Origin of the sequence: Billgrantia aerodenitrificans (assembly GCF_021404405.1) — a bacterium.
In the GTDB taxonomy this organism is placed as follows: domain Bacteria; phylum Pseudomonadota; class Gammaproteobacteria; order Pseudomonadales; family Halomonadaceae; genus Halomonas; species Halomonas aerodenitrificans.
Window position 1 is genome coordinate 113,473 of the sequence record NZ_JABFTV010000002.1, and the last position, 26,311, is coordinate 139,783.

A 26,311-nucleotide genomic window follows, 5' to 3' on the forward strand; every position below is an offset into this window, starting at 1 on the left:
CGTAGCCGGGCTGCCTGCCTCTCAGGGCGCCATCAGGCGCCCTGGTCCAGCCTGGCCTCGAGCTCGGTCAGCTGTTCGCGACTCGGCAAGCCTTCCATGTCGCCTATCACCTGCACCGCCAGCGAGCCGATCAGATTGCCGCGGCGCACCGCCTCCCGTGGGGGGCGGCGGTCGAGCAGGGCGCTGACCACTCCCACGGCGAAGCCGTCGCCGGCGCCCACCGTATCTACCACTTCGTCCACCGCAAAGCCGGGCACGCTGAAGGACTCCAGCTCGCCGCCAAGACTGCCGCGGTAGAAGCTGCCTTGGGGGCCGAGCTTGATGATCACCGCCGAGGCGCCGCGTTCGAGATAGAAGTCGGCGATGGCCTCGGGCGTGTCCTGACCGGTCAGCAGACGCCCCTCGGCGAGCCCCGGCAGCACCCAGTTGGAGAGGCTGGCGAGGTCATTGAGGGTATCGCGCATCTCGGCCTCGCTCTTCCATAGGCTGGGACGCAGGTTGGGATCGAACGAGATGCTGGCGCCGACCTGGCGAGCCTGAGTCAGCATGTGCCGGGAGAGTTCGCGGGCGCTGGGCGACAGCGCCGGGGGGATGCCGGTGGCGTGCAGATGGCGCAGGGCGGTGAAGTCCACCTCGGCGGCATCGGTGAGCGAGAGGTGGCTGGCAGCGCTGCCACGGCGGAAGTACTCCACTCGCGGGTCGGCGCCACCCAGGGCACGCTCCTTGAACATCAGACCGGTAGGGTGGGTGGGGTCGCTGCCGAGATAACGACAGTCCAGCCCTTCGGCTTCCAGGGTGTGGCGAATGAAGTCGCCGAAGCTGTCGGCTCCCACGCGGCTCAGCCAGCCGACATGGAAACCCAGCCGGGCGAGGCCGATGGCCACGTTGGTGTCGGCGCCGGCAATCCGGCGCTGGAAGTGCTCCACCTCGGCCAGGTGGCCAGGGGCGTCGGCGACGAACAGGGTCATCGCCTCGCCAAAGGTGAGAATCTCGGGGCTAGGCTCTTTACTTGAAACCGGGCTTGAAACTGGGCTTGAGTGGCTCATGGGTATCTCGCTTGTTCTTGGGAACGTTACCATTCGAGTGGGCAAGGATTGTCAGTCAGTCTGGAACAGTTGGGTTGGGAGTTCAGCCGGTGAGACGCGTGGAGCCTCGTGCTATCAGCTTGGGTTCGAATCGATGCTGCCTGGCCTTGGCATCGGCCTGGCTGTTGGGCTTGGCCAGAAGGCTGGCGACGGCCTGCTGGCCAATCGCTTCGGTGGGCTGCGCCAGGGTGGTGATGCCCGGATCGATCAGCGCGCACCAGTCGAGCTCGTCGATGCCCATCAGCCCGGTCTTGCCGAGTCGTGCGCCGAGCCTTTGCATGGCGCGGGTGGCGGCCAGGGTGACCGCACCGTTGGCACACAGCAGGGCACGCGGCACGTCACCCGAGCCCTTGTGAGCTGAACGCGTGAGAAAGGCCTCGATGGCACGCTGCATCTCCTCGTCGCTCCCGCTCATGGTGTAAGCCTCGCCTGCCAGACGGCGAGCCGCCAGGCCCTCTTGAAAGCGCGTCAGGCGCTTTCGGCGTGGGCTGGCCCGCTCGGGCGGCTCGCTGAGATAGAGCAGCTCGCCGTAACCCTGCTCGGCGAGGTGGTCGAGGGCCAGATCGATGGCCCTTGCGTTGTCGAGCCCCACCAGATCGGCCTGCACGGTGCCTAGTTCGCGGTCGAGTAGTACCAGCGGCATGCCTTGATCGGTCAACGCTTGCAGCTCTGCGTCGGGGCTGCCGGACGCGTTGATGATCAGTCCTTCCACCTGGTAGGCGGCCATCAGCCCCAGGTGCGTGCGCTCCAGCTCGGGGTCGTTGTCGGTATTACATACCAGCAGTGCCAGGCCCCGCTCGCGGCAGGCGCGCTCCACACCGTGCATCACCGCCACCGAGAAGGGGTTGCGAATGTCCGCCACCAGCATGCCGATCAGCCGCGAGCGGCCCCCCTTGAGGCCCCGGGCCATCTGGTTGGGGCGATAATCGAGACGCAGGGCGGCCGCGGCGATGCGCTCGCACAGCGCCGGCGACAGCTTATCGCGCTCGCCGCTGAAGTAGCGCGATACGCTGGTCTTGGAAACACCGGCTTCACGGGCGACTTCGATGATGGTGGCGCGACGTGGCATGAGGCGACTCGATGAATGGGAACGTTCCCATCATAGGTCGAGACGGTGCTAGCGACAACCGCACGACTACAGCCTGAGGTGGTGGCTCGGCGTTAACTCTCGCCCCACACGCTGCTCAGCACCTCCAGCGCTGCGGCCACGGCAGGTTCCTCACTGCGCTCTCTGCGCCAGATGAAGCACAGCGCGCAGGGCAGGCGGACGCCCTCGACCACCACCAGACCGCGCTCCTGACGCTCGGCCATCGCCAGGGCGTCGCGGGCCAGGCTCAGGCCCACGCCGGCGCGCACCAGATCGAGCATGCACGCTTCCTGATCCACCTGGGCCACGCCGTGAGGCGTCACCCCGAGCGGGTCGAGGGCGCCGCGCAGCAGGCGGTGGTGGGCCGAAAGCGTCGGTGTGACGATCCACGGCTGGGCGGCCAGGCTCTTCCAGTCGCTGCTGGCCACCCGACTGCCCCAGCCGGGTGGGGCCACTACGTGGTAGTGGAAGTGGGTCAGCTCGCGATGACCGATATCCGCTGCGTCCGGCCCGGGACCTTCGCCGGGCGGCGCGAGGAAAAAGCCGACATCGAGCTCGTCGCGGCGAATCCACTCCAGCACGCTGCCGCTCATGCCGTGCTGCAGCTCGGTTTCCAGCTGCGGTGCGCGCTCCACCAGGCGATGCAGAAAGGCGCCGAGGCGAATGAACTCGGGGTCGACGATGGTGCCGATGCGCAGCCGGCCGCGCAGGGTGCCGTGCAGGGCGCGAGCGCTCTGCTCGAAGGCGGCCATGGCGGCCAGTGCCCGCTCCGCCGCGGGCAACAGGGCGTGGCCGTCGGCGGTCAGCGCCAGGCCCTGTGGGCGACGGCGAAACAGCGTCAGTCCCAGGGCTTCCTGCAGCTGCTTGAGCTTGAGGCTGACTGCCGGCTGGGTCAGATGCAGGCGCTCGGCGGCGCGGGAGACGCTGCCCTCATGAGCCACGGTAACGAAGGCGCGAAGCGTGGGTAGGTCGTGCATGGCGGAGAGTCGGTCAGGATATAAAAGAAGCTTATATCTGGCTTTTGAATTACTCAATTGATCCTTGCTCTCGGCGCGGTAGTCTAGACAGTCACAGCCGTGTGCCTGTTCGCTGGACGTGCCGAAAGACGTGCCGTCCAACCGAGGGCAGCTTACGACAAGAGGAAGCACCCATGACTCAGAACACCATCGCCCATTATATCGCCGGACAAATGACGACCGGCGAGTCGGGTCGTCATCAGAGCGTCTACAACCCGGCCACCGGTCAGGTCACGGGGCAGGTGGCGCTGGCTTCCCGTGCCGACGTAAACACCGCCGTGGCCGCCGCCAAGGCCGCCTTCCCGGCCTGGGCCGATACCCCGCCGATCCGTCGCGCGCGGGTGCTGTTCAAGTTCCTCGAGCTGCTCAACGCCAACAAGGACGAGCTGGCCCGCGCCATTACACTGGAGCACGGCAAGGTCTTCACCGACGCCCAGGGCGAAGTGGCCCGCGGCATCGACATCGTCGAGTTCGCCTGCGGCATTCCGCAGCTGCTCAAGGGCGACTTCACCGAACAGGTGAGCAACGGCATCGACAACTGGACCGTGCGTCAGCCGCTGGGCGTGGTAGCCGGTATCACACCGTTCAACTTCCCGGCCATGGTGCCGATGTGGATGTTCCCGGTGGCCATAGCCGCTGGCAACACCTTCATCCTCAAGCCCAGCCCCACCGATCCTAGCGCCTCGCTGCTGATCGCCGACCTGCTCAAGCAGGCCGGCCTGCCCGACGGCGTGTTCAACGTGGTGCAGGGCGACAAGGAGTCCGTCGATGCGCTGATCGAGCATCCCGACGTGCAGGCGCTCTCTTTCGTCGGCTCCACCCCCATCGCCAACCTGATCTACGAGAACGGCGCACGCCACGGCAAGCGCGTCCAGGCCCTGGGCGGTGCCAAGAACCACATGGTGGTGATGCCCGACGCCGATCTCGACAAGGCCGTCGACGCCCTGATCGGGGCCGCCTACGGCAGCGCCGGCGAACGCTGCATGGCGATCAGTGTGGCGGTGCTGGTGGGCGACGTGGCCGACAAGGTCGTGCCGCGCCTGGCCGAGCGTGCCCGCGCACTCAAGGTCAAGAACGGCCTCGAGCTCGACGCCGAGATGGGCCCCATCGTCACCGCCCAGGCTCACCAGCGCATCACCGGCTACATCGAGAAGGGCGTGGCCGAGGGCGCCGAGCTGGTGGTCGACGGCCGTGAGTTCGATGCCGCCACCACCGGCGACGGCTGCGGCGAAGGCTTCTGGATGGGCGGCTCGCTGTTCGATCACGTCACCCCGGAGATGACCATCTATAAGGAAGAGATCTTCGGCCCGGTGTTGGCCTGCGTGCGGGTCCCCGACGTGGCCACAGCCATCCAGCTGATCAACGACCACGAGTTCGGCAATGGCGTGAGCTGCTTCACCGAGAGCGGCAGCGTGGCCCGCGAGTTCGGCCGTCGCATTCAGGTCGGCATGGTCGGCATCAACGTGCCGATTCCGGTGCCCATGGCGTGGCACGGCTTCGGTGGCTGGAAGCGCTCGCTGTTCGGCGATACCCACGCCTACGGCGAAGAGGGCGTGCGCTTCTACACCAAGCAGAAGTCGATCATGCAGCGCTGGTCCGACTCGATCAACGCGGGCGCCGAGTTCGCCATGCCGACCCATAAGTGAGTCCTGCTGACGGATACGCACGGCGTCAGTGAGAGGCGCCGAGGGGAGACCGAAGAGGAGGTCATTTGCCAGGGAAGGCAAATGTAGCGCCCAGGGATGGGTTCACAGCGCCTCCTCGCAGGTCTTCCCCTCGGATCAGCCTCGAACGGGCATCAACTGCCGTACATAAGAGAGAGGCTTTGCTGTCGGCTAAGGGCGCCGGTGGCATGCCGAGAGAGAGCACGCCATGGCAGAGCAGGAATTCGACTACATCGTAGTGGGGGCCGGTACCGCTGGCTGCCTGCTGGCCAACCGCCTCAGCGCCGACCCGGCCAACCGGGTGCTGCTGATCGAAGCGGGCGGCCGCGACAACTACCACTGGGTGCACATCCCGGTGGGTTATCTCTACTGCATCAACAACCCGCGCACCGACTGGTGCTTCAAGACCGAGCCGGACAAGGGGCTCAACGGCCGCTCGCTGATCTACCCGCGCGGCAAGACCCTGGGCGGCTGCTCCAGCATCAACGGCATGCTCTATCTGCGCGGCCAGGCCCGAGACTACGACGGCTGGGCCGAGCTGGTGGGCGACGACGACTGGCGCTGGGAGAACTGCCTGCCGGACTTCATGAAGCACGAAGACCACTACCGCCTGGACGAGGGCGGCGATGCCGATGCCGCCCACCGCGACTATCACGGCCACGGCGGCGAGTGGCGGGTCGAGAAACAGCGGCTCAAGTGGGAGGTGCTCGATGACTTCGCCGAAGCGGCAGTGGAGGCGGGCATTCCGCGCACGCGGGACTTCAACCGCGGCGACAACGAGGGCGTCGATTACTTCGAGGTCAACCAGCGCGACGGCTGGCGCTGGAACGCCGCCAAGGCCTTCCTGCGCCCGGTGTGCGAAAAACGCAGCAACTTCACCCTGTGGCACTCCGCCCAGGTGCACCGCCTGCTGTTCGACACCGATGAGAGCGGCAAGCCCCGCGCCACCGGCGTCGAACTCGAACGCAACGGCAGCGTCAGCCGGGTGAAGGCGAAGCGTGAAGTGATCCTGGCCGCAGGCGCCATCGGTTCGCCGCAGCTGCTGCAGCTTTCCGGCATCGGCCCGGCCGCCCTTCTGGCCGAGCACGGCATTCCGCTGGTTCACGAGTTGCCCGGGGTAGGGGAGAACCTGCAGGATCACCTGCAGATCCGCTCGGTCTACAAGGTCACCGGAGCCAAGACCCTCAACACCCTGGCCGCCTCCTGGCTGGGCAAGGCGAAGATCGGCATGGAGTACCTGCTGCGCCGCACCGGGCCGATGAGCATGGCCCCCTCGCAGCTGTGCATCTTCACCCGCAGCAGCGACGAATACGAACACCCCAACATCGAGTATCACGTCCAGCCGCTCAGCCTCGAGGCCTTCGGCCAGCCGCTGCACGATTACCCGGCGATCACCGCCAGCGTGTGCAACCTCAACCCCACCAGCCGCGGCAGCGTGCGTATCAAGAGTCGCGACCCGCGTCAGGCCCCGGCCATCGCGCCCAACTACCTCAGCACCGAAGAGGATCGCCGCGTGGCAGCAGACTCGCTGCGGGTCACCCGGCGAATCGCCGAGCAACCGGCGTTCGCCAAGTACCGTCCCGAAGAGGTCAAGCCCGGTGTGCAGTACCAGAGCGACGAAGACCTGGCGCGTCTGGCGGGCGATATCGGCACCACCATCTTCCATCCGGTGGGCACGGCCAAGATGGGCCGCGACGACGACCCCATGGCAGTGGTGGACTCGCATCTGCGGGTGCGCGGCGTCGAGGGACTGCGGGTGGTGGACGCCAGCGTGATGCCCACCATCACCAGCGGCAACACCAATTCGCCGACGCTGATGATCGCCGAGAAGGCGGCTGCCTGGATTCTCGAATCGAGGTAACATTAACGTCACCTACACAAAATAGTGTTTGACGTGTGGGGACGAAGAGCGCAAGATGCGTGCAGTTGGTTAGCAAGTCGAACATCGCAAGTGGTTATCGAAACGCTCATGGCGTCTTGATTTCCCGGTGAAAAGTTTCTTGTTTTACCCACTGCAACTCGGGTATTTCCCGGAAAATCAATGCTATTAGAGGAATTCGATAATGGCTACCGGTACTGTCAAGTGGTTCAACGACACCAAGGGCTTCGGCTTCATCTCTCCGGACGACAACGGTGACGACCTGTTCGCTCACTTCTCCGAGATCCAGGCTGACGGCTTCAAGACTCTGCAGGACGGTCAGAAGGTCTCCTTCGACGTCACTCAGGGCAAGAAAGGCCTTCAGGCTTCCAACATCAAGGTCATTGGCTAAGCTTCGGCTTACCATGAGTTGATGTGCCACCTCGGTGGCGACGAAAGGCCCGCGCAAGCGGGCCTTTTGCGTTGCTGTGCATGCGTTTCTCGTGTGCAAGGTATATGCATTTTTGGCATTAATGAATTTCTAAAAATAACTTTTTAGAATATGCGGCAGCCTTCACAATGGCTCAGCACCTTTGTGAACGGAACCCTCGCACATGCCGCTGGATGCTTGGATCTCATTGGCCGTGGTCATGGCCGTTTTCCCTTTGATGGCCTTTTCGCGCCTCGGCCCGGACATCGTTCTGCTGGGGGCGGTCATCCTGCTGCTGACGCTCGGCATCATCGACCCGAGCCAGGCCCTGGGCGGTTTCTCCAGTACCGGTCTGTTCACCGTGGCCTTCATGTACGTGCTGGTCGCCAGCATCCGTGAGACCGGCGGTATCGACTTGATCATTCGCCATGTGCTGGGGCGTCCTCGTCGCGAGGGTGGCGCGCTGGTGAGGCTGGTGGTGCCGGTCGCTGCCCTCAGTGCCTTTCTCAACAATACTCCGGTTGTCGCTACCTATATCCCCGCCGTGCTCAGTTGGAGCCAACGCCTGAAGCTGCCGGCGCATCGGCTGCTGATGCCGCTCAGTTTCGCCTCGATCCTGGGCGGCACCGTCACGCTGATCGGCACCAGTACCAACCTGGTGGTGCATGGCCTGCTGGTGGAGCGCTATCCTGGGCTGGCGATGGGGCTGTTCGATCTTGCCTGGGTGGGGCTGCCGGTGGCCCTGATCGGAGCGCTCTATCTGATCGTCATCGCGCCGCGCCTGCTGCCGGAGCGTCGTGGTACGGCGTCGGCGTTCGAGAATCCCCGCGAATTCACCATCGAGATGGAGGTTGACCCGGAGGGCCCGCTGGTAGACCGCACCGTGGAAGAGGCCGGCCTGCGCCACCTCTGCGAGCTGTTTCTGGTGGAGATCGAGCGCGAGGGCAACGTGGTCAGCGTGGTAGGGCCGGGCGAACGGCTCAAGGGCGGTGATCGGCTGGTCTTTGCCGGCACCTCCGACGGCGCCGTGGAACTGCAGCAGATTCGCGGTTTGATGCCGTCGCGCCATGGCGAGTCGAGCCTTGAAAAAGACTTCAAGGAGCGGCGGCTGGTGGAGGCGGTGGTCTCCGACCAGTGCCAGTTCGTCGGCAAGCGCATTCGCGACGGCCACTTTCGCACGCTGTATGGCGCCGCGGTGCTGGCGGTGTGTCGGGGCGGCGAGCGAGTGGCCGGCAACCTCGGCCAGGTGCGCCTGCAGCCCGCCGACGTGTTGCTGCTGGAAGCACGCCCGCCCTTCATCGAGCGTCACCGCCAGTCGCGCGACTTCCTGCTGATCAGTCAGGTCAACGGTCAGGCGCGTCCCAAGCACGAGAAGGCCTGGCTGGCCTGGAGCATCCTGGCGGGGGTGGTGGCTCTCGCCACCTTCGGCGTGATGAGCATGATGAACGCCGCCATGCTGGGCGCGGTGCTGGTGCTGGTCACCGGCTGCTGCTCGGTGGGGGCGGCCAAGCGCGGGCTCGATACTCAGGTACTACTCACCATTGCCGCTTCCTTCGGTCTGGGCGCGGCGTTGGAGAGTTCCGGTGCGGCGGCCACCCTGGCGGGGCTGGCACTGGGTGTGGCCGACGGTAACCCCTTGCTGCTGCTGATCGGCACCTATCTGCTGGTGGCGTTGCTGACCGAGCTTGTGACCAACAACGCGGCGGCGGTGATCACCTTCCCGGTGGTCATGGCCAGCGCCGAGAGTCTTGGCGTCAATCCCATGCCTTTCGTAGTGGCGGTGATGTTCGCCGCCTCGGCCAGTTTCCTCACGCCCATCGGCTATCAAACCAACTTGATGGTGCACGGCCCCGGTGGCTACCGCTTCGGCGACTTCCTGCGCGTGGGCGGCCTGCTCAACGTGCTGACGGCGATCGTCGCCCTCGTGCTGATTCCGCTGGTGTGGCCGTTCTGAGCCGCCCGGCGCTCGCCGTGGTCATGGCTTTGCGGTAGGGTGTCGGGTTGATACGAACCACGACGAAGGAACCCGCCATGAGCCATCCCGGCGAACTGATCATCGAGCCCAGAAGCGGCCGTCCGGCCGACGCCTGCGTCTTCATTCTTCATGGCCTGGGCGCCGACGGCCACGACTTCGAGCCCCTGGTGCCGGCGCTGACGCTGAAAGAGGGGCTCGATGTGCGTTTCATCCTGCCCCATGCACCGCGGCTGCCGGTGACCATCAACGGCGGCATGGTGATGCCGGCGTGGTACGACATCTACGAGATGAGCCTCGACCGCCGTGTCGATACCCGGCAACTGGTGGCCTCGGCCGAGCGCATCCAGGCGCTGGTGCAGGAGCAGATCGACCACGGTATCGACAGCCGGCGCATCATTCTCGCCGGCTTCTCCCAGGGCGGGGCGGTGGCCTATCAGGCGGCGCTCTCCTTCCCGGCCCCGCTTGGCGGCCTGCTGGCCATGTCCACCTACTTCGCTACCGCCGAGACCATCGAGCTGAACGAAGCCAACCGCGGGCTGCCCATCGAGATTCACCACGGATCCTTCGACCCGGTGGTGCCCGAAGCGCTGGGCAAGGCCGCCCAGCAGCGCCTGCAGTCGCTGGAGTATCCGGTCAACTACCGCAGCTATCCCATGGCACATGCGGTATGCCCCCAGCAGGTCGGCGATATCGCTGCCTGGTTGAATGCCCGGCTGGGCTAAGGCCGACAAGCTCCATGACGATCTCTGCGACCACGGTACAGGCCTGCCTGCGCAGCAGTCGGCCGAACTTCCTCGTCCTGGCGCCGCTGTGCGCGGGCCTGGCAATCACCGCGGCCTGGGCCGACGGCCATACGTTGGCCACGCTGGATGCCCTGCTGGTGCTGCTCGGGGCGCTGCTGGCCCATGCCGCCGTCAACCTGTTCAACGAGCATCACGACTTTCACTCCGGGCTGGATGAGCTGACCGAGCGCACGCCGTTCTCCGGTGGCAGTGGCTCGCTGCCCGAGCGCCCCGAGGCCGCCGATGCGGTGCGCAAGGCGGCCATGCTGTGTCTGACCGGTGTGGTGGCGATAGGCTTCTGGTTCCTATGGCGGGAGGGTCCGGTGATGCTGCTCTACGGCTTGCTGGGCATCGGCCTGGTAGTAGCCTATACCGCCTGGTTGACCCGCCGCCCCTGGCTCTGCCTGCTGGCGCCCGGCGTCGGTTTCGGCCTGCTGATGGTGGCGGGCTCCTACCAGGCACTGACCGGCACGCTCAGCGCCACGGCGGTCGCCGCCGCTCTCATCCCCACGCTGATGGTCAGCGCGCTGCTGCTGATCAATCAACTGCCCGATATCGACGCTGACCGGCGGGTCGGGCGCGACCACTTGGCGATACGCCTGGGGCCGCTGCGCTCGGCGCGGCTGGTGGCGCTGCTGCTGGCGGCCGCCTTCGCCGTGGTGCCGGTGGCCTGGCTGTTCGGCGCGCTGCCCGGTGCGGCCTGGCTGATGTGGCTGGCGTCGCCCGCCGTCGCTTGGCTGGTACGTGGCCTGTGGTTGCTGCCGGCGGAAGTCGAGCAGGGCGAGCTTGCAGCGCTGCTGCCGCTGATGGGGCTCAACGTCGCACTGCTGCTGGCAAGCTTGGCGCTGCTCAACATTGGGCTCTTTCTGGCGGCCTGAGACCGGCACTTCCTGATCAACCTATCCGGGCGGGGCGACAGGGACGCCGACCATGTGGCAGATAAGCTCGGACTCTGACAGGCTTAAGAACAGAAGGCCGCCTGCCTGAATTGGCCTTCCAGGGTTGAGTCAGGCAGGATAAGCCCCAAGGTATTGAAAAGAGTGCTGGTCTTAAAGGTCATTGAACACAAGGAGACTGTGATGATGCCCGATACGTCCGAAGACATTCGTCTGCCGGTGGCCTGCCCTTCGTGTGGCAGCCATCTCTATCGCGTCAATCAGGTGCGCAACCCCACCGATGAGGTGCACTGCGCTTCCTGCAAGCGTTACCTCTGCGACTATCACGAAGCCGTCGATATGCTCGAAAAAGGTCCAGGTGACGAAGCCGAGGCCTTGATCGAGAAGGTGGTCAACCGGCGGCATCACTGAGGCACTGGCCTATGCCGCCACTCCTGGATGCGCTGCTCGCACTGACCATGGTGGCATTGGCCGCATCGGCGTTGCTCGATCGCCAATTGGTGAGGGCCTGCTCCTGGTTCGTGGCTTTTGCCGTGAGCGTGGCCCTGACCTGGTGGAGCGTTGGCTTTGCCTGGCTGGCGCTGCTCGAGCTGCTGCTGGGAGCGCTGCTCACCGGTGCCTTTCTGTTTCATGCCCTGGATGTGAAGCTGTGGGCCGGAGTGCCCCGGAGGCGCCTGGTTCGCTGGCGTGATCCTGTACCGCTGACCTGGCGCCGCGGGCTGCTGCGCCTGCTGCCGGCGCTGGCAGTGTTGGCGATGCTCGGCATGGCGCTGGTAAGCCTGGCCGACAGCACTGGGCCGCTGCAGGTCAGCGGTTTGGTCCTGATCGGGCTGGGCCTGTGGGCTTTCGTGCTGCATCGGCATCTGCTGCGTCGGCTGTTGGCATTCAACATCATCGGCACCGGCATCTTTCTGATCCTGATGGGTCTGGTAGGTGAGCAGCACCCAGCTGCAGGCCATGGTTTGGTAGTGACCGGGCTGCTGGTCGCCTTGTTCGGCACTGCCCTGGGTGCGCTGCTGATCAGGCGGCTCAGCGCACTCGAAGTTCGTAGCGCGCATTGCGCTGCCGGGGCAGAGCGGGGCGGCGCATGATCGAGAGGCTGGGCGGCGATTTCAGCGTCGTGCTGCTGGTGTTGGGATTGCCGGTGCTGTTGGGCGGGCTGGCAGCGTGCTGGCAGCCTCGACGCAGCTGGCCGATCGTGGCGTTTTCTCTATTGCCGTTGCTGGCACTGGCGGGGCTGTTTTACCAGGTACTCCCACAAGGAGAGCAGACCTGGCTCATCGAGCTTGGCTCCCTGACGTTGCAGTGGCGCGCCAATGGCTTGACCCTGCTGCTGCTCTTGCTGACGCAAGTCATCACGCTCTCCAGCGCTGCTTACGCACCGGCGTACTTGATGGAAGAGATCGGGCGAGAGGGCAAGCAGGTCTGGTTATGGCCGCTGCAAGGCGTGCTGGCCACAAGCCTGTCCCTCATCTGGTTGGCCGGCGACCTATTGACCCTCTATATCGGCCTGGAATTGATGGGGCTTGCCGCGGTGGGCCTCATGCTGCTACCCGGTCGTGTGGATGCACTGGCGGCCGGCATGCGCTATCTGCTGCTGGCGCTGGTGGGCTCGCTGGCCTTTCTGCTGGGCGTGGCGCTGCTGCTCGGTGCCTGGGGGCGGCTGGATCTGGCTGGGCTGGCGCTGGCCGCGGAGCCAGGTATGGTGCTGTGGGTGGCCGTGGCCCTGCTCAGCGCCGGGCTGCTGCTCAAGGCTGCCGCTTTCCCCCTGCACGCCTGGCTGGCGCCGGTACACGGCTCGGCCTGGACGCCGGTAAGCGCCCTCCATGCCTCCCTGGTGGTCAAGGGCTCGTTCTTCATCGCGCTGCAGCTGTGGCTGGTATTGGTGCCAGAGGCTCGTGTAGCCGCCTGGCTGGTGGGCGGGCTAGGTGGAGCGGCCGTGATATGGGGCGGATTGTTGGCCTGGCGGGCGGCCAAGCTCAAGGACGTGGTGGCTTGGTCCACGGTGTCTCAGCTCGGCTATCTGCTGCTCGGCTTCTCGCTGCTGATCGGCACCGCTCCCCAGGTGGCGGAGGTGGCCTGGGAGGGCACCTGGCTGCAGTTGGCGGCGCACAGCCTTGCCAAGGCCGGCATGTTCCTGGCTACCGGCAATCTGATCTACTCCACTGGCGAATCCCACGTAAGGGGCCTGGCCGGCGCCAGCCGCCGCATGCCGCTCTCGCTGCTCAGCTTCGGTATCGCCGCCATCAGCCTGATCGGCTTGCCGCCCAGCGCCGGTTTCACCGCCAAATGGCTGTTGCTGCATGCCTCGTTGGCGGCGGGCTACTGGCCATGGATGGCGGTGCTGGCGCTGGGCACGCTGCTCAGTGCCGCCTATATCTTCCGCGTGTTTCGCTACTCTTTCGTCGAGGACGCCGAGCCGCTGGATTACCGCCGGGTGCCTTGGAGCATGGAGCTCTTCGCGCTCATGTTGGCGCTGGCGTCGCTGCTGCTGGGGCTGGTGGCGGAGTGGCCGCTGATGCTGCTGCGGGCAGCGGGAGGTGGGTCATGAGTCAGGCCTGGCTACCGCTGGCAACGCTAGCCACCTCACTGCTGGTGGTGCCGGTGATCTTCGCCTTGCCGGAGCGAGCGTGGCATGCGCGCACTGCACTCAACCTCGGTGCCGCCGTGATCAAGGTGGTGCTGGTGGCGCTGATGGTTTGGGGGCTCTATCAGGGCGAGAACTACCGCTTCAGCTTCACCGTGGTGCGGGACGTCACCTTCCTGTTGCAGGTGGACGCGCTGGGGCTGATGTTCGCCGGCCTCTCCTCATTGCTGTGGCTGGCAACTACGGTCTACGCCATCGGCTATCTGGAGGACTCGCCCAACCGCAAGCGCTTCTTCGGCTTCTTCAGTTTGTGCGTGGCCAGTACCGTCGGCATTGCCCTAGCCGGTAACCTATTCACCTTCCTGCTGTTCTATGAACTCCTCACGCTCTCCACCTATCCGTTGGTGGTGCACCGAGGGCATGCCAAGGCGTTGAATGCCGGCACCACCTACCTGCGCTATACCCTCACCGGTGGACTGGTGCTGTTGCTGGGCGTGGTAGCGCTGCACGTCATGGTAGGCGATGTGACCTTCGGCGAGCGCGAAATACTGGCCGATCTCGGTCCCGAGGCGCATGGACTGCTGACCGTGCTGTTCCTGATCATGCTGCTGGGGCTCGGGGTGAAGGCGGCGCTGGTGCCCCTGCACGGCTGGCTGCCCCGGGCCATGGTGGCGCCGGCGCCGGTGAGTGCGTTGCTGCACGCGGTGGCGGTGGTGAAGGCGGGGGCCTTCGGTATCGTACGGCTGGTGTACGATGTCTACGGCATCGGCCTGACCTATCAGTTGGGCCTGCTCACCCTGCTGGCGGTCATCGCCACCGTCACCATCCTGTACGGTTCGATGCGCGCCCTGGCGCAGCAGGAACTCAAGCCGCGGCTGGCTTTCTCCACGGTCAGTCAGGTCTCTTACATCGTGCTCGGTATCAGCCTGTTCGGACCCTTCGGTACCATCGCCGGGCTCGTGCACCTGATGCACCAGGGGCTGATGAAGGTCACGCTGTTCTACTGTGCCGGCAACTATGCCGAGGAGCTCGGCATCCACCGGATCGATCAGCTCAACGGTGCCGGGCGGCGCATGCCACTGACCAGTATCGCCTTCACCGTGGGAGCGCTTGGCATGATCGGACTGCCGCCGGTGGCCGGCTTCATCAGCAAGTGGTATCTGGGTATGGGGGCGGTGCAGGCGAACATGCCTTGGGTGATTCTCGTCCTGGTGGCCAGTAGCCTGCTCAACGCGGCGTACTTCCTGCCCATTCTCTATCGCCTGTGGTTCCGCCCGGGGCCGGCCCACGGTGTCGGCGAGTGGCCTGAGGAGCGCCATCTCGGACGCTTCGAGACCAGCGGCTGGCTGCTGTGGCCGGCGGTTGCCACGGCCCTGTTCAGCATCATGGCGGGGCTGTTCGCCGGGCTGCCGTTCAGTCCTCTGGATCTGGCCACCTTCGTGACCGCCGAGGAGTACACGCCATGATGCCGAGCCTGCTGCTGGCCGTGACGCTGCTCTGGCCGCTGGGGCTGGCGCTGCGCAACGTGCTGCTCCTTGTCGTGGAAAATGGGGCTTTGGGGCGCCCCGGCCCGCGCCCGGCACTGCTCGATTACTGGTGGATCTCCGCTCCGATGCCAGCCCTGCTGCTGGCACTATGGCCGGGTGAAGCGCAGCTGCTGATGGAAGGGTGGTTGCTGGGCGGAAATTGGCAGCTCGACGATGGCCGCCGTCCCTGGCTGTTGTTCAGTGCCTTGCTGTGGGGCCTGGCCGGCCTTTACGCCCGGGGATACCTGATTGTCGAGCAGCAGGCTGCTGAATCGGGCGATGGCGATGCCTTTCGTCGCCTGCTGGGGTTCGCCCTGTTATGGCCGTTGACCCTGGCCGGCAACCTGCTGCTGATCGTCGCCGAGGACATCCCCAGTTTCTATCTGGGCTTCGCGCTCATGACCTTTGCCGCCTACGGCCTGGTGGTGCACGCCAGCAACCGCGACGCCCACCTGGGTGGACGTGCCTACCTGATCATGGCTGTGCTCGGCGAGGGGCTGATACTCGGCGGGCTGCTGTGGTCGGCCGGTACCGCCCAGGTGCTCACCCTGACCGAGCTGCGCGCAGGTATCGCCACGGCTGAGCAGGGCGCCTGGATGGCGACGCTGCTGTGGCTGGGGTTTGGTGTCAAGGCCGGGGTGATCGGGCTGCACGTATGGCTGCCCCTGGCACATCCGGTGGCACCGACGCCGGCCAGTGCAGTGCTCAGCGGGGTGATGATCAAGGCTGGCTTGGTCGGCTGGCTGAGCACGCTGCCGCTGGGAGCGACCGGACTCGAGCCGTTGGGCAGGTTGGTGATCGTGCTGGGTCTGACAGGGGCTCTGGGCGCGGCGCTTTACGGCGTGATACAGCGCCATCCCAAGGCGGTCTTGGCTTATTCCAGTGTCAGCCAGATGGGCATGATCACGACGCTGGTCGGGGTCGGTATGGTCTCACCGCCGCTGTGGCCCGGGCTGCTGGTCGCCATCACCCTGTTCGCCGCCCATCACGGCCTGACCAAGGGTGCCCTGTTCCTCGGGGTTGGCATCAGCGAGCATCCGCCCCGGCTGCCTGGCTGGCTGGTCTGGCTGCTGCTCATGTTGCCGGCGCTGTCGCTGGCGGGGGCCGTGACCTCGGGGCTGGCGACGAAATGGACCTTCAAAGAGCTGCTTTATGACGCCGGCCATGGAGCGCTGGTCACCTGGCTCAGCGTGGCCGCCGTCGGCACCACGCTGCTGATGTCGCGCGCCCTGTGGCGGCAGTGGCAGGAGCGGGGCCGCTACCGTATCCCCTTGCACGCGCCTATGCCGCTGGCCTGGCTGGCCAGCATCGTGGCTGCCTCGAGCGTGCCGCTGTGGCTGCCTCTCGCCGGCCGGCACCCCAACTGGCCGCCGTTGGCGGAATGGCCGGGCCTGCTGTGGCCTGTTTCGCTGGGGCTGGTGGTGGCAGCGCTGATGCTGTTGGCTACCTTGCGCAGCAAACGCAGGTGGCGTCGTGCCCAGCGGCTCCTGCCGGGGGATCTCTGGTGGTGGTATGCGCAGCTGGCAAGCCGGCTGCTGAGCCTGCTCAACGATCTGGCTGAAGCCGGAGAAAGTCGCGGCTCGCGGCTGCGCGGTCGCCTGCAAAAGTGGGAAACGCGAGCCACCGCGACGATCAGCGAACTGCCGCGTTTCGAGCGCAGCTTCCGCCGCCTGGCCGTACCGCTCATGGTAGGGGTGGCCTTGGTTCTGTTGATGGGGCTGTGGCTGGGTTAATCGCTGTGGCCGAGCCAACCAAAGGCATCGGGCCCGGCGATGCCAGGCCCGATGCTGCGCTCCTACTGTATTGCTCGAGTCTACAACAGCTCCTCACCGGCCAGTGCCAGGCGCGAGCGCTCAACGCTGCGCAGCGTCACGTGGCCGGCATGGGGCCAGTTGCTGAAGCGCTGCACCACCGCCGCCATGCCGCAGGTGTTGGCAGTGAGGTAGGGCGTATCGATCTGACCGACGTTGCCCAGACAGACGATCTTGGTGTTGCGTCCAGCGCGGGTGAGCAGAGTCTTGAGCTGCTTCGGGGTGAAGTTCTGCGCCTCGTCGATGATCAGAAAGGTGTCGTTGAGGGTGCGTCCGCGCATGAAGCCAGGGGCGCGGATTTGCACCCGTGAGCCGATCAAGCTGCGGGTGGCATCCTGGCTCCAACTGGTGCTGCCGTCATGCTCGTCGCGTAGCAGGTTGTCCATGTTGTCGTGGAAGGCGCCCATCCACGGCGACATCTTCTCCTCTTCGGTGCCTGGCAGGAAACCGATGTCTTCGCTCATCGAGATCGGCGCACGGGTGAAGACGATGCGCTCGAAGCGCTTGGCGTCCAGGGTCTGTTGGAACGCCGCGGCCAGAGTCATGAAGGTCTTACCGGTACCGGCGCTGCCGGCGATGGTGACCAGGTCGATATCGTCGTCCATCAGCAGGTTGAGGGCGAAGTTCTGCCGGCTGTCGTGGGCATGTACGCCCCACACGCCATCCTTGTGGCGATAGTTGGTCAGCAACTGCAGCCGCGCCTGGTTGGGGCCAAGTTCGCGCACGATGGCTTCGAAGCTGGCGCCGTTCTCGCTGTCGGAAACCAGCATGCCCAGGTGCCAGTCGCTGGGTATCCGACCCTCGAGGCGATAGAAGGTATGGTGGTCGACTCGTTCCACCTCGACTTCGACCTCTATCTGATCCCAGGGGCCGCTGCTGCCTTCGGCGTCGGGATAGATACGCACCCCTTCGAGCATCACGTCGCTGTCGCTGAAGGCGCGGTCGGTCAGGTAATCTTCTACCGGCACGTGCAGGGCGGCGGCCTTGACTCGCAGGTTGATGTCCTTGGAAACGAGGATCACCGAAGCATCGGGGCGCTCGTCACGCAGCCGGCAGGTCTCGGCCAGCAGCACGTTGTCGGGGCTCTCCTCCAGGTGCTCCAGCGGCTTCAGCTCCGGGTAGCAGAGAAAACGGAGCTTACCGAGGGTGGTACCGCCGGCGCGGGGTATCGGGATGCCCCGTTGGATTTCGTCGAATGTGACCTGATTGGTCAGGTCGGAGAGGGTGCGGCTGACCTGGCGGGCGGTGCGGGCAATCTCACGCAGGCCGTTCTTGAGCTTGTCGAGTTCCTCGAGCACGGTCATGGGGATGACCACCTCGTGTTCCTCGAACTGGTACAAGGCAGCGGGGTCGTGCAGAAGAACGTTGGTATCCAGCACGTACAACCGCTTGGCTTTCTTGTCGAGTCGTACCATCGGGGTAGCACTCCTGAGTTGACGGCACCAACAACACTGGCCTTCACATCATTCCATGGCGTGACAGTTCGCTACTGGCGACCAGCGTCACGTGAATGGCAGGGCTCCTCTTCTGCTCGAGTTACCCTTAGCATGGAGTCTCTCGCTCCGCGCTGCCATCGAAATGCTTCAACGCAGCGTAATGCGTTTCCTATGGTAAAGTCGTGAGCTCGCCTTGGCCGGCCTCCAACGTTGAGAAGACGGCATGCACGGCGTGGCAAAAGGGCGTAGCATTACGTAAAATAACAATGGCTACACGTTTGCCCATAGGGTGCGAGCAGGTGGCAGGGGTAACATCGTGGGCCAGTGAAGGTCGAGGTATGCAGGATGGATCCGGTCGTAAGCGTTTTGATCGTGGCGGGTGTCGCGCTGTTGCTGGCGCTGCTGTGTTTCGTGGCGTTCATCAAGAGCCGACGTCAACGCGAAGATGCCGAACTCGCTCCGCGGGTTCAGGCCCGGGTAGTCGACACTCAGCCAGTGCCGCCTACTCAGTCCACTGAGCCAGTGCCGTCCGCTCAGCCAACCGAGCCTGAGCCGATGCGCCGTTTTCAGGTCGTGTCGAGCAAGGATATCAAGCAGTGCCTGTTCGTGATCCTCGACTGGCCGGGCCTGGATACCAATCGGCGTCTTGCCCGCCTGCTCAAGGAATACAACGCGCACTACGACGCTAAGCTCGGCGTCTACACCATCCGCGACCCTCTCGCCGGTTACAAGCTGACCATCGCCAACTCGTCGCCGCCGGGCACGTTGCCGCCCATTCACGATGGCGATGACCAGCCCACCGTGGCCGGGGTCTCCATCCTGATTCACTTCATCAGCAAGCGCAGTGTGGCGCGCAATCCCGAAACGCTGATTCAGATCACTCAGGCCATTGCCGACATTGGCGGCCATATTCTCGATGCCGAGCGCAATGCCGTCAGCGTAGAGGAGTTCGAAGCGCTGAGGCAGCAGGCGCAGAGGATGGCTCGCTAAGCCAAAGAATGGTTCGATAAGAGAGCGCTCAGCCCATGCCCCCCGATGCCTTCATCCTGACCCAGCTAAATCCCGGCGACACGGCGTTGATGCACGAGCTGCTCACGGTTTTCGGCGAGGCCTTCAACGAGGTGGAAGCCTATGGCGCCGCGCGCCCGGGGCAGGCCTACATGGAGCGATTGCTGGGCAGCGACACCTTCATTGCCCTGGTGGCTCGCCAGGGGGATGAGGTAGTGGGCGGTCTGGCTGCTTATGTACTGCACAAGTTCGAGCAGGCGCGCAGTGAGATCTATATTTATGATCTGGCCGTTGGAAAAGCGTATCGCCGGCAGGGTATCGCTACCGCCTTGATCGAGCATTTGCAAAGCATCGCCGCTCAGCGCGGTGCCTACGTGGTCTTCGTACAGGCGGATCATGGCGATACTCCTGCCATCGAGCTCTATTCGAAGCTCGGCACGCGGGAGGAGGTGCTGCACTTCGATATTGCCGTACCCGTGACACCAGGGCCATCCAGCCGACACCGATAAACGAGCGCTACCAGGGAGGGGGACCATGTTCGAATTGGAAACGCCGCGTTTACGGCTGCGGCCGCTGGCCACCGCCGATGTGCCCGCGCTTGCCGATATGCTTGCCGACCCGGAAGTCATGCGTCATTCGCTGCACGGCGTTTGCGACGAAGCAGCGACCCGCCTGTTCCTGGATTGGTGCTTCGACTGCTATATCCAGCACCGCACCGGCCCGCTGGCCATGGTGAGCGGCGAAAGCGACGAGTTCGTCGGCTTCTGCGGTGTCTCGCCCGAACAGGTGAAGGGCACTACCGAGTGGAACCTGGGCTACCGTCTCGCCAGGCCCTACTGGGGTCAGGGCCTTGCTACCGAGGCGGCCGTCGCCGCTCTCGATCACGCCTTCGAAGAGCGGCGCTTCGATTCGATCATCGTGCTGGTGGAGCCGGATCATGCGGCGTCACTGCGGGTGGCCGAAAAGGTAGGATTCAGCCGTTTCGATACGCTGAGCTTCAACCATCAGCCGGTGCGTCTCTACCGCATGCGTCGTAGCCAGTGGCAGCATAAGTGCTCGGCCTCCCGTGCCGAGGCTGAGCTTCCGGCCATACTTAGCAAATAGCAGATCTCGCGCTGTACGGGAGGCCACATGAAGCCACGAATCAGCATGATCACGCTCGGCGTACGCGATCTCGCGGCATCGATTCGTTTCTACGAAGAAGGGTTGGGCCTGCCGCGTATGGAATCGCCGCCCGAGGTGGCCTTCTTCACCCTCAACGGCACCTGGCTGGGGCTCTATGGCCGCGAGGCATTGGCCGAGGATGCCGGCATTTCACCCGAGGGCAGCGGCTTTTCCGGCATCGCGCTGGCGCACAACCTGGCTTCGGAGGCGGAGGTCGACGAGCTGCTGGAACAGGCGGTCGCTGCCGGCGCCAAGCTGGTCAAGCCCGGCCAGAAGGTGTTCTGGGGCGGCTACTCGGGCTATTTCGCCGATCCGGATGGGTATCTGTGGGAGGTTGCCCACAACCCCTTCGTCTGGGTCGGGCCAACGGATGAGTGAAAGGCGAAGCCTTACCCCTCTTTTCGGTACGGTGGGTAGTCTCCTGCGTGAAGCCGCCAAGGTGTACTGGACACTGCTCAAGGTGATGGTGCCGGCGCTGCTAATCGTGAAAGCGCTCGAGATGCTGGGCATGACCGAACTGCTCAGCCAGTGGCTGTCTCCGCTGATGTCACCTCTGGGGCTACCGGAACCGCTCAGCGTGGTGTGGGCCGCTACGCTGCTGACCAACATCTACACCGGCCTGGTGATCTTCTTCGAGGTTACGCGGGATACGCCGCTGACCGTGGCGCAGGTCACGATACTGGGCACCTTGATGGCCGTGGGGCACTCACTGCCGATAGAGGGGGCGGTGGCCCGTTTGGCTGGGGTACCCTGGTGGTTGACCATCGTGCTGCGCGGAGGCGGTGCCTGGCTGTTGGGCTGGCTGCTGCATCTGAGCTATTCGTGGGGTGGCTGGCTGCAGCATGCCAACCAAGTGGTGTGGGAACCCTCGGTTCAAGACGCGACGCTGACGGCCTGGCTGCAAGGTCAGGTCGTGACACTGGCGACCATCTTCGTTGTGATCTTCGCGCTGATGAGCCTGCTCAGGCTGCTAGGTTGGCTGGGCGTGGAGCGGCTGATCCACAAGCTGCTCTATCCGCTGCTGCGGTTGCTGGGCATCGGTCCGGCGGCAGCCAACATCACCGTCATCGGCATTACCCTTGGGCTCACCTTCGGTGCGGGCCTGCTGCTGCGTGAGGCGCGCTCGGGGCGCCTGACCCCGCGGGACATCGTGCTCACGCTCTGTTTTCTTGGCCTGTGCCACAGCCTGATCGAAGACACGCTGCTGATCATGCTGATGGGAGCGGACCTCTCCGGTCTGCTATGGGCGCGGCTCGCTTTCGCACTAGTGATCATTGCCGTGTTGGCAAGATTGCCATGGCTGAGCCGCGCAGAGCTGCCTTCCTGGATGTTTGCGTCGCGGGCAGTGGCGGAGCGCGAGGCGAGCAGAGAAGGGTAAGGTAATACAGCGCTGCTCGCTCACGCAGAATGATAGCGTGTTAACATTTCGTAGGTTGTCCCATGGTGTCGCTGTCTGTCTCAACCGATAGCCAGTGATGCTTACCTACTTTGTTCGGCTGCGGCGGAGATGGCATGAAGCTGTTGCGCGGTTTCCTCTGGCTACTTGGTTTCCAACTGCTCGGCCATGCCTTCGTCGAGCTGCTTTCACTGCCAGTTTCCCATGCCATGGCGGGGCTTTTGTTGCTGCTGACATGGCTGCTGGTCAAGCGGCGTTTGAACGAGAGCGTGGCCACCGCGAGCCAGGCGCTGATTCCTCTGCTCGCCATGCTGATCATGCCTGGAGTGGTGGGGGTGTTCTTCGTCATCGATGAGTTCGCCGGCCACTGGACGGCGGTAATGGTCGCGCTGGGGGTGGGCACCTTCCTCAGCGTGCTCACCACGCTGTGGCTGATGCTGCGATTCATGCCCAAGGAAGCCGATAGCGGCAACGAGCGGGAGCGCCTGTCTTGAACGCGCTGTACGACTCACTGCTCGACACACCCACCCTCGCCGTAGCGCTGACCCTGGCCGCCTACCTCGGCGGCGTGACCCTGTTCGAGCGCATGGGCCGGCCGAGCTGGTGTCCGGCGGTGCTGATCGGAGCCGTATTCACGGCAGCCGGCCTGTGGCTGCTACGCTACGACTTCGCCGACTACCAGCGCAACGTCGCCTGGCTCACTCTGCTACTGGGCCCAGCCACCGTGGCCTTGGCGGTACCGCTCTATCAGCAGCGTCAGCATATCTTCGCCCTGTGGAAGCCGATTCTCTGCAGCCTGCCGCTCGCCGCCGTGCTGGCGGCCTTCTATGCCGTACTCATTGCCTGGCTGCTGGGCGCTCCCCCCGCGGTGTTGGCCTCGCTGGCGCCCAAATCGGTTACCGCACCGCTGGCCATGGGCATACAGGAGCAGATCGGCGGCTCGCTCTCGCTGATGTTGGGCGGCCTGCTCATCACCGGCGTGCTCACCACCATCTTCGTCTCGCTGCTGGCGCGTCTGCTCAACATCACCGACCAGCGCATTCTCGGCTTCGCGCTGGGGGTGAACGGCCACGCCATCGGCATCGTGCGTGCCTTCGAACTCGGCCCCAAGGCCGGCGCGTTCGCCTCCCTCGGCATGAGCCTGGTCGGCGTATTCAGCGCACTTTTCTTGCCGCTGGCGTGGCGACTGCTGGCATAGCGTAGGCCATTAGGAAAGCTTTGCTCACCGGGTTGGTGCGGCATGCCTCTGGCTAGCGTTACAACACACGACAAGGAGTAGTGAACATGGAAAATAGAATTCATATCTTCGGTGCGTCAGGTGTCGGAAGTACGAGCCTGGGCGCGCTTGTGGCGGCGCGTCTCCAGGTGCCGCACCTGGATGTGGATGACTACTATTGGAAACGCACCGATCCGCCTTTCACACAAAAGCATTCTCCAGAGCAACGTGTGGCCTCGATCCTTGCCGATATGCAAGGCCACGATAGTTGGGTGCTGTCCGGTTCTCTCGTCAACTGGGGCAAGCCGCTCGAAGGCATGTTCACTTTGGCTGTATTTTTGCACCTGGATCCTGCGCTGCGAATGGAAAGGCTCCGCGAGCGTGAGCGTCGACGATACGGTAGCCGAGTCCATCCCACGGGTGATCTGTATGCACAGCACCAGGAGTTTCTCGAATGGGCAGCAAGTTACGATACTGCTGCTCCACCGATTCGCAGCCTGGCGCTACACGAAGAGTGGATCGAACAACTGCCGTGTTCGACTCTTAGACTAAACTCGATCCAATCAGCTAATGAATTGGCCGATGCGGTGCTTCAGAAATTGGCTGTTGAGTAGGTGATTTCCCGACTGTTCCGAGATATCGCCCCTCCCTGGTGACTTCGAGCTAGCTCCGTTCGTGGCTCGATTGGTGCTGCTGTCAAGTTTCTTGCTTGTCCGACGGGGAGGGTGGCGAGCTTTTTGTTCCCACTGACAATGGCAACGCTGTTTTTCTCCTCATGGGAGTGCACCCTTTTGTAGCTTTTTTATGAAAATTTTGTAGGAAATCAGCTATGCAGATGTAAGAAAAAGGCCCGTTCCATGCTGGGGATGGGTTTTTCCTATATTTAACAATTGCTTACGAAGTTAAGCTCTGAGGGTCTCAAGTGACCAGGCAGCGGGGTGATACTGAAAGAGTTTTTTGAGCTTTTGCGAATAACGGGCATGTTTTAAAATGGCAAAGTTAAAGCATAAAAAATGAGCAGGGTGGGTTTTTTTAATTTTCTTCTGGAAAAAGAAGATTTACGTCAAGGGAACTAGAATGAAAGATCAAGGGCTTGAATATGCAGGTTTTTGGGTCAGGACGGGAGCGACTATCATTGATGCCATTCTTCTTATGATGGTTACTTTTCCGGTGCTGATCTCAATTTATGGCTGGGGATATTTCGATCCGAATTTGTACGGGTTCGTTGCAGGGCCGGCTGATTTTCTAATTTCCTGGGTGCTTCCGGCAATAGGTATCGTTCTCTTTTGGGTCTACAAGCAGGCGACTCCAGGAAAAATGGCAGTGTCGGTGAAGGTTGTGGATGCAAGAACGGGTAACTCTCCCAGCGTTGGGCAGGCCATGGGGCGGTATCTCGCATATATACTTTCTAGCTTGCCTCTTGGCTTGGGCTTTCTGTGGGTTGCTTTCGATGGTAAAAAACAGGGATGGCATGACAAGCTGGCGGGCACTTTGGTCGTGCGTGAGGCTAAAAATGCTGTGCCTGTAGAGTTTGTGCAACCTAAGTCAGAGTAAAGATGCTATCACCTTGCTCCATCGGAGGTTCTCTGCCGGCTATTGATTATAGCCGGCTTTTTTTCTCTTATTATGCGAAGCGAATGCATTTTTGTATGCCTTGGCCAGAGGGAGAAAGAGCTGTAACGTACGTGAAGTTTGCTTGACCAGATAATGGGGAGACCATGTCCGAAAAACAGAAGATGCTGGCCGGTGAACTCTACGATCCGCGGGACGCCCAGCTCCTGAGCGAGCGTCACCGTGCCCGCCTGTTGACCAAGGCCTTCAACGACACCAGCGACGCACAGGGAAAGGAGCGCAAGCGGCTGTTGAGCGAGCTGTTCGGCGCCATGGGCAAGGGCTGTTTCATCGAGCCGCCTTTCCACTGCGACTACGGCGGCAACATCACCCTGGGCGAGAAGGTCTTCTTCAACTTCAACTGCGTGATCCTCGACGTGGCGGAAGTCACCATCGGCAACCACACCATGTTCGGCCCGGGCGTGCAGATCTATACCGCTACCCACCCGCTCGATGCCGATGAGCGCCGCAGCGGCCTGGAAGCCGCCAAGCCGATCACCATCGGCGACGACGTATGGATCGGCGGCGGCGCGATACTGTGCCCCGGCGTCACCATCGGCTCCCGCACGGTTATCGGTGCCGGCAGCGTGGTGACCAAGGACATCCCCGAAGACGTGTTCGCCGCCGGCAACCCTTGCCGGGTGATACGCACGCTCAAGGAAGAAACTCCTAGCTGAGGCTAACTGAGGAGTAGGGCATGATAATCGGCATCAATCACCTTACGCTCGCAGTTCGCGATCTCGAAGGCTCGTTCGACTTCTACACACGGGTGGTAGGGCTCCAACCGGTGGTGAAATGGGCTCGGGGTGCCTATCTTCAGGCTGGCGATGACTGGATCTGCCTGTCGCTCGACGACGAGGCGCGCACCGGCCCGCTGCCTGAATATACTCACGTCGCCTTCAGCGTCAGTAGAGAGGCCTTCGCCCGCTGTACCGACGCCATTCGCGAGCAGGCCGTGACGATCTGGAAGGAGAATCGCAGCGAAGGCGACTCCCTCTACTTTCTCGACCCGGACGGCCATAAGCTGGAGATTCACTCCGGTGATCTGCAAAGCCGCCTGGCGGCATTGAGAGATAACCCCTATGAAGGGTTGGAGTGGTTCATATAGCGGGGCCCAGGAGTGAGTAAGTACTGACTGGGTAGCCTCGTCGCCAATAATGAGAACAAGGACAATGAACGATACCAATCCAAAAGTGGAAGCTTTGCTGAGCCAGCCGCAATGGCATGACGAGCGCAAGAGGCTGCGCGCAATAGCGCTCTCATGCCAACTGACCGAGAGTGTGAAGTGGGACAAGCTTTGCTACTCGGTGCAGAACGGCAACGTAGCCATAATCTTCAGTATGAAAGACTACTGCGCACTCGGCTTTTTCAAGGGCAGCCTGCTGAAGAATTCTGAAGGAATTCTTGTTGCCCCTGGCGAGCACTCCCAGGCGATGCGCCAGGCTCGCTTCACACAGCTGGGCGAGATCGAAGCGCAGGCTGCCATATTAAAAGCCTATCTCCTCGAGGCCATCGAGCTGGAGAAGGCCGGTGCCAAGGTGGACTTCAGCGAGAAGCATGAGCTGACGTACCCGATAGAACTTCAGAGAGCGCTGGATGGAAACACTGCCCTGAAAGCTGCCTTCGAAGCGCTCACCCCCGGCCGTCAGAGAGGCTACATTCTGCATTTTTCCGGCGCCAAGCAATCGAGCACGCGAGCGTCACGAATCGAGAAGTGCATGCCCGATATTCTGGCCGGAAAGGGGTTAAACGGTCGTTGATAC

27 protein-coding genes are annotated in these 26,311 nt (G+C 63.5%); 23 read left to right on the forward strand and 4 right to left on the reverse strand.

The window, feature by feature from the left end:
* Positions 1 to 32 precede the first annotated feature (32 nt).
* The 3 genes from HOP59_RS03845 to HOP59_RS03855 all read right to left on the reverse strand — a co-directional run bounded on the left by HOP59_RS03845 (position 33) and on the right by HOP59_RS03855 (position 3,149).
* Positions 33 to 1,046, reverse strand: a complete 1,014-nt coding sequence (locus HOP59_RS03845) for a sugar kinase (RefSeq protein WP_234252882.1) — start codon at positions 1,044 to 1,046, stop codon at positions 33 to 35.
* Between the two features lie 82 nt (positions 1,047 to 1,128).
* The gene (locus HOP59_RS03850) at positions 1,129 to 2,154 is read right to left on the reverse strand and encodes a LacI family DNA-binding transcriptional regulator (RefSeq protein WP_234252883.1); all 1,026 of its coding nucleotides are present in this window, start codon (positions 2,152 to 2,154) and stop codon (positions 1,129 to 1,131) included.
* Between the two features lie 92 nt (positions 2,155 to 2,246).
* Positions 2,247 to 3,149 carry a LysR family transcriptional regulator gene (locus tag HOP59_RS03855; RefSeq protein WP_234252884.1) on the reverse strand — a complete coding sequence of 301 codons (903 nt, stop codon included), beginning with the start codon at positions 3,147 to 3,149 and terminating at the stop codon, positions 2,247 to 2,249.
* Positions 3,150 to 3,322: 173 nt separating this feature from the next.
* Here HOP59_RS03855 and HOP59_RS03860 point away from each other — a divergent pair, with 173 nt between their 5' ends.
* The 11 genes from HOP59_RS03860 to HOP59_RS03910 all read left to right on the forward strand — a co-directional run bounded on the left by HOP59_RS03860 (position 3,323) and on the right by HOP59_RS03910 (position 16,639).
* On the forward strand, positions 3,323 to 4,834 hold the full coding sequence (locus HOP59_RS03860; protein ID WP_234252885.1) for a CoA-acylating methylmalonate-semialdehyde dehydrogenase: 1,512 nt from the start codon (positions 3,323 to 3,325) through the stop codon (positions 4,832 to 4,834).
* 226 nt (positions 4,835 to 5,060) lie between these two features.
* A complete protein-coding gene (locus HOP59_RS03865; protein WP_010629502.1) occupies positions 5,061 to 6,713 on the forward strand; it encodes a GMC family oxidoreductase in 1,653 nt (550 codons plus the stop codon).
* 202 nt (positions 6,714 to 6,915) lie between these two features.
* Positions 6,916 to 7,122 (forward strand): cold-shock protein, encoded by a 207-nt coding sequence (locus HOP59_RS03870; RefSeq protein WP_010629501.1) that lies wholly within the window; start codon positions 6,916 to 6,918, stop codon positions 7,120 to 7,122.
* Positions 7,123 to 7,324: 202 nt separating this feature from the next.
* Positions 7,325 to 9,094 carry an SLC13 family permease gene (locus HOP59_RS03875; RefSeq protein ID WP_234252886.1) on the forward strand — a complete coding sequence of 590 codons (1,770 nt, stop codon included), beginning with the start codon at positions 7,325 to 7,327 and terminating at the stop codon, positions 9,092 to 9,094.
* Positions 9,095 to 9,171: 77 nt separating this feature from the next.
* Complete coding sequence (locus HOP59_RS03880; protein WP_234252887.1) at positions 9,172 to 9,837, forward strand: alpha/beta hydrolase; 666 nt, start codon at positions 9,172 to 9,174, stop codon at positions 9,835 to 9,837.
* 14 nt (positions 9,838 to 9,851) lie between these two features.
* Positions 9,852 to 10,775, forward strand: coding sequence for a prenyltransferase (locus HOP59_RS03885; RefSeq protein ID WP_234252888.1), 924 nt, complete (start codon positions 9,852 to 9,854; stop codon positions 10,773 to 10,775).
* A 201-nt stretch (positions 10,776 to 10,976) separates the two neighbouring features.
* On the forward strand, positions 10,977 to 11,204 hold the full coding sequence (locus tag HOP59_RS03890) for a hypothetical protein (RefSeq protein ID WP_234252889.1): 228 nt from the start codon (positions 10,977 to 10,979) through the stop codon (positions 11,202 to 11,204).
* Between the two features lie 11 nt (positions 11,205 to 11,215).
* Positions 11,216 to 11,884 carry an NADH-quinone oxidoreductase subunit K gene (locus tag HOP59_RS03895; RefSeq protein WP_234252890.1) on the forward strand — a complete coding sequence of 223 codons (669 nt, stop codon included), beginning with the start codon at positions 11,216 to 11,218 and terminating at the stop codon, positions 11,882 to 11,884.
* Positions 11,881 to 13,344: a complex I subunit 5 family protein gene (locus tag HOP59_RS03900; RefSeq protein WP_234252891.1), complete on the forward strand. Its 1,464-nt coding sequence runs from the start codon at positions 11,881 to 11,883 to the stop codon at positions 13,342 to 13,344. Before HOP59_RS03895 ends, HOP59_RS03900 begins: the two co-directional genes overlap by 4 nt.
* Positions 13,341 to 14,846 (forward strand): proton-conducting transporter transmembrane domain-containing protein, encoded by a 1,506-nt coding sequence (locus tag HOP59_RS03905; RefSeq protein ID WP_234252892.1) that lies wholly within the window; start codon positions 13,341 to 13,343, stop codon positions 14,844 to 14,846. The genes HOP59_RS03900 and HOP59_RS03905 overlap by 4 nt, the downstream gene beginning before the upstream one ends.
* Positions 14,843 to 16,639: a proton-conducting transporter transmembrane domain-containing protein gene (locus HOP59_RS03910; RefSeq protein WP_234252893.1), complete on the forward strand. Its 1,797-nt coding sequence runs from the start codon at positions 14,843 to 14,845 to the stop codon at positions 16,637 to 16,639. The genes HOP59_RS03905 and HOP59_RS03910 overlap by 4 nt, the downstream gene beginning before the upstream one ends.
* An 80-nt stretch (positions 16,640 to 16,719) precedes the next feature.
* Here HOP59_RS03910 and HOP59_RS03915 read toward each other — a convergent pair whose 3' ends face one another.
* Positions 16,720 to 18,132 carry a PhoH family protein gene (locus HOP59_RS03915; protein WP_234252894.1) on the reverse strand — a complete coding sequence of 471 codons (1,413 nt, stop codon included), beginning with the start codon at positions 18,130 to 18,132 and terminating at the stop codon, positions 16,720 to 16,722.
* A gap of 366 nt (positions 18,133 to 18,498) precedes the next feature.
* Here HOP59_RS03915 and HOP59_RS03920 point away from each other — a divergent pair, with 366 nt between their 5' ends.
* The 12 genes from HOP59_RS03920 to HOP59_RS03975 all read left to right on the forward strand — a co-directional run bounded on the left by HOP59_RS03920 (position 18,499) and on the right by HOP59_RS03975 (position 26,308).
* Positions 18,499 to 19,143, forward strand: coding sequence for a cell division protein ZipA C-terminal FtsZ-binding domain-containing protein (locus HOP59_RS03920; RefSeq protein WP_234252895.1), 645 nt, complete (start codon positions 18,499 to 18,501; stop codon positions 19,141 to 19,143).
* Positions 19,144 to 19,178: 35 nt separating this feature from the next.
* Positions 19,179 to 19,670, forward strand: a complete 492-nt coding sequence (locus HOP59_RS03925) for an AAC(3)-I family aminoglycoside N-acetyltransferase (RefSeq protein WP_267965845.1) — start codon at positions 19,179 to 19,181, stop codon at positions 19,668 to 19,670.
* 25 nt (positions 19,671 to 19,695) lie between these two features.
* The gene (locus tag HOP59_RS03930; protein ID WP_010629489.1) at positions 19,696 to 20,265 is read left to right on the forward strand and encodes a GNAT family N-acetyltransferase; all 570 of its coding nucleotides are present in this window, start codon (positions 19,696 to 19,698) and stop codon (positions 20,263 to 20,265) included.
* A gap of 27 nt (positions 20,266 to 20,292) precedes the next feature.
* Positions 20,293 to 20,703, forward strand: coding sequence for a VOC family protein (locus HOP59_RS03935; protein ID WP_010629488.1), 411 nt, complete (start codon positions 20,293 to 20,295; stop codon positions 20,701 to 20,703).
* Complete coding sequence (locus HOP59_RS03940) at positions 20,696 to 21,703, forward strand: nucleoside recognition domain-containing protein (protein ID WP_051004675.1); 1,008 nt, start codon at positions 20,696 to 20,698, stop codon at positions 21,701 to 21,703. The genes HOP59_RS03935 and HOP59_RS03940 overlap by 8 nt, the downstream gene beginning before the upstream one ends.
* Positions 21,704 to 21,837: 134 nt before the next feature.
* A complete protein-coding gene (locus HOP59_RS03945; protein WP_010629486.1) occupies positions 21,838 to 22,215 on the forward strand; it encodes a CidA/LrgA family protein in 378 nt (125 codons plus the stop codon).
* On the forward strand, positions 22,212 to 22,919 hold the full coding sequence (locus HOP59_RS03950) for an LrgB family protein (RefSeq protein ID WP_010629485.1): 708 nt from the start codon (positions 22,212 to 22,214) through the stop codon (positions 22,917 to 22,919). The genes HOP59_RS03945 and HOP59_RS03950 overlap by 4 nt, the downstream gene beginning before the upstream one ends.
* Positions 22,920 to 23,005: 86 nt before the next feature.
* Positions 23,006 to 23,551 carry a P-loop NTPase family protein gene (locus HOP59_RS03955; protein WP_010629484.1) on the forward strand — a complete coding sequence of 182 codons (546 nt, stop codon included), beginning with the start codon at positions 23,006 to 23,008 and terminating at the stop codon, positions 23,549 to 23,551.
* A 463-nt stretch (positions 23,552 to 24,014) separates the two neighbouring features.
* Complete coding sequence (locus HOP59_RS03960) at positions 24,015 to 24,491, forward strand: RDD family protein (protein WP_010629483.1); 477 nt, start codon at positions 24,015 to 24,017, stop codon at positions 24,489 to 24,491.
* 164 nt (positions 24,492 to 24,655) lie between these two features.
* The gene (locus HOP59_RS03965; RefSeq protein WP_234252896.1) at positions 24,656 to 25,225 is read left to right on the forward strand and encodes a sugar O-acetyltransferase; all 570 of its coding nucleotides are present in this window, start codon (positions 24,656 to 24,658) and stop codon (positions 25,223 to 25,225) included.
* Between the two features lie 20 nt (positions 25,226 to 25,245).
* On the forward strand, positions 25,246 to 25,656 hold the full coding sequence (locus HOP59_RS03970) for a fosfomycin resistance glutathione transferase (RefSeq protein WP_010629481.1): 411 nt from the start codon (positions 25,246 to 25,248) through the stop codon (positions 25,654 to 25,656).
* Positions 25,657 to 25,720: 64 nt separating this feature from the next.
* Positions 25,721 to 26,308: a YdeI/OmpD-associated family protein gene (locus HOP59_RS03975; protein ID WP_010629480.1), complete on the forward strand. Its 588-nt coding sequence runs from the start codon at positions 25,721 to 25,723 to the stop codon at positions 26,306 to 26,308.
* Positions 26,309 to 26,311: the final 3 nt, after the last annotated feature.

What these genes read in the sequence shown, in the direction of transcription:
- HOP59_RS03845 (WP_234252882.1), bottom strand. Translation starts at nt 1,046, where the DNA reads ATGAGCCACTCAAGCCCAGTTTCAAGCCCGGTTTCAAGTAAAGAGCCT.
- HOP59_RS03850 (WP_234252883.1), bottom strand. Translation starts at nt 2,154, where the DNA reads ATGCCACGTCGCGCCACCATCATCGAAGTCGCCCGTGAAGCCGGTGTT.
- HOP59_RS03855 (WP_234252884.1), bottom strand. Translation starts at nt 3,149, where the DNA reads ATGCACGACCTACCCACGCTTCGCGCCTTCGTTACCGTGGCTCATGAG.
- HOP59_RS03860 (WP_234252885.1), top strand. Translation starts at nt 3,323, where the DNA reads ATGACTCAGAACACCATCGCCCATTATATCGCCGGACAAATGACGACC.
- HOP59_RS03865 (WP_010629502.1), top strand. Translation starts at nt 5,061, where the DNA reads ATGGCAGAGCAGGAATTCGACTACATCGTAGTGGGGGCCGGTACCGCT.
- HOP59_RS03870 (WP_010629501.1), top strand. Translation starts at nt 6,916, where the DNA reads ATGGCTACCGGTACTGTCAAGTGGTTCAACGACACCAAGGGCTTCGGC.
- HOP59_RS03875 (WP_234252886.1), top strand. Translation starts at nt 7,325, where the DNA reads ATGCCGCTGGATGCTTGGATCTCATTGGCCGTGGTCATGGCCGTTTTC.
- HOP59_RS03880 (WP_234252887.1), top strand. Translation starts at nt 9,172, where the DNA reads ATGAGCCATCCCGGCGAACTGATCATCGAGCCCAGAAGCGGCCGTCCG.
- HOP59_RS03885 (WP_234252888.1), top strand. Translation starts at nt 9,852, where the DNA reads ATGACGATCTCTGCGACCACGGTACAGGCCTGCCTGCGCAGCAGTCGG.
- HOP59_RS03890 (WP_234252889.1), top strand. Translation starts at nt 10,977, where the DNA reads ATGATGCCCGATACGTCCGAAGACATTCGTCTGCCGGTGGCCTGCCCT.
- HOP59_RS03895 (WP_234252890.1), top strand. Translation starts at nt 11,216, where the DNA reads ATGCCGCCACTCCTGGATGCGCTGCTCGCACTGACCATGGTGGCATTG.
- HOP59_RS03900 (WP_234252891.1), top strand. Translation starts at nt 11,881, where the DNA reads ATGATCGAGAGGCTGGGCGGCGATTTCAGCGTCGTGCTGCTGGTGTTG.
- HOP59_RS03905 (WP_234252892.1), top strand. Translation starts at nt 13,341, where the DNA reads ATGAGTCAGGCCTGGCTACCGCTGGCAACGCTAGCCACCTCACTGCTG.
- HOP59_RS03910 (WP_234252893.1), top strand. Translation starts at nt 14,843, where the DNA reads ATGATGCCGAGCCTGCTGCTGGCCGTGACGCTGCTCTGGCCGCTGGGG.
- HOP59_RS03915 (WP_234252894.1), bottom strand. Translation starts at nt 18,132, where the DNA reads ATGGTACGACTCGACAAGAAAGCCAAGCGGTTGTACGTGCTGGATACC.
- HOP59_RS03920 (WP_234252895.1), top strand. Translation starts at nt 18,499, where the DNA reads ATGGATCCGGTCGTAAGCGTTTTGATCGTGGCGGGTGTCGCGCTGTTG.
- HOP59_RS03925 (WP_267965845.1), top strand. Translation starts at nt 19,179, where the DNA reads ATGCCCCCCGATGCCTTCATCCTGACCCAGCTAAATCCCGGCGACACG.
- HOP59_RS03930 (WP_010629489.1), top strand. Translation starts at nt 19,696, where the DNA reads ATGTTCGAATTGGAAACGCCGCGTTTACGGCTGCGGCCGCTGGCCACC.
- HOP59_RS03935 (WP_010629488.1), top strand. Translation starts at nt 20,293, where the DNA reads ATGAAGCCACGAATCAGCATGATCACGCTCGGCGTACGCGATCTCGCG.
- HOP59_RS03940 (WP_051004675.1), top strand. Translation starts at nt 20,696, where the DNA reads ATGAGTGAAAGGCGAAGCCTTACCCCTCTTTTCGGTACGGTGGGTAGT.
- HOP59_RS03945 (WP_010629486.1), top strand. Translation starts at nt 21,838, where the DNA reads ATGAAGCTGTTGCGCGGTTTCCTCTGGCTACTTGGTTTCCAACTGCTC.
- HOP59_RS03955 (WP_010629484.1), top strand. Translation starts at nt 23,006, where the DNA reads ATGGAAAATAGAATTCATATCTTCGGTGCGTCAGGTGTCGGAAGTACG.
- HOP59_RS03960 (WP_010629483.1), top strand. Translation starts at nt 24,015, where the DNA reads ATGAAAGATCAAGGGCTTGAATATGCAGGTTTTTGGGTCAGGACGGGA.
- HOP59_RS03965 (WP_234252896.1), top strand. Translation starts at nt 24,656, where the DNA reads ATGTCCGAAAAACAGAAGATGCTGGCCGGTGAACTCTACGATCCGCGG.
- HOP59_RS03970 (WP_010629481.1), top strand. Translation starts at nt 25,246, where the DNA reads ATGATAATCGGCATCAATCACCTTACGCTCGCAGTTCGCGATCTCGAA.
- HOP59_RS03975 (WP_010629480.1), top strand. Translation starts at nt 25,721, where the DNA reads ATGAACGATACCAATCCAAAAGTGGAAGCTTTGCTGAGCCAGCCGCAA.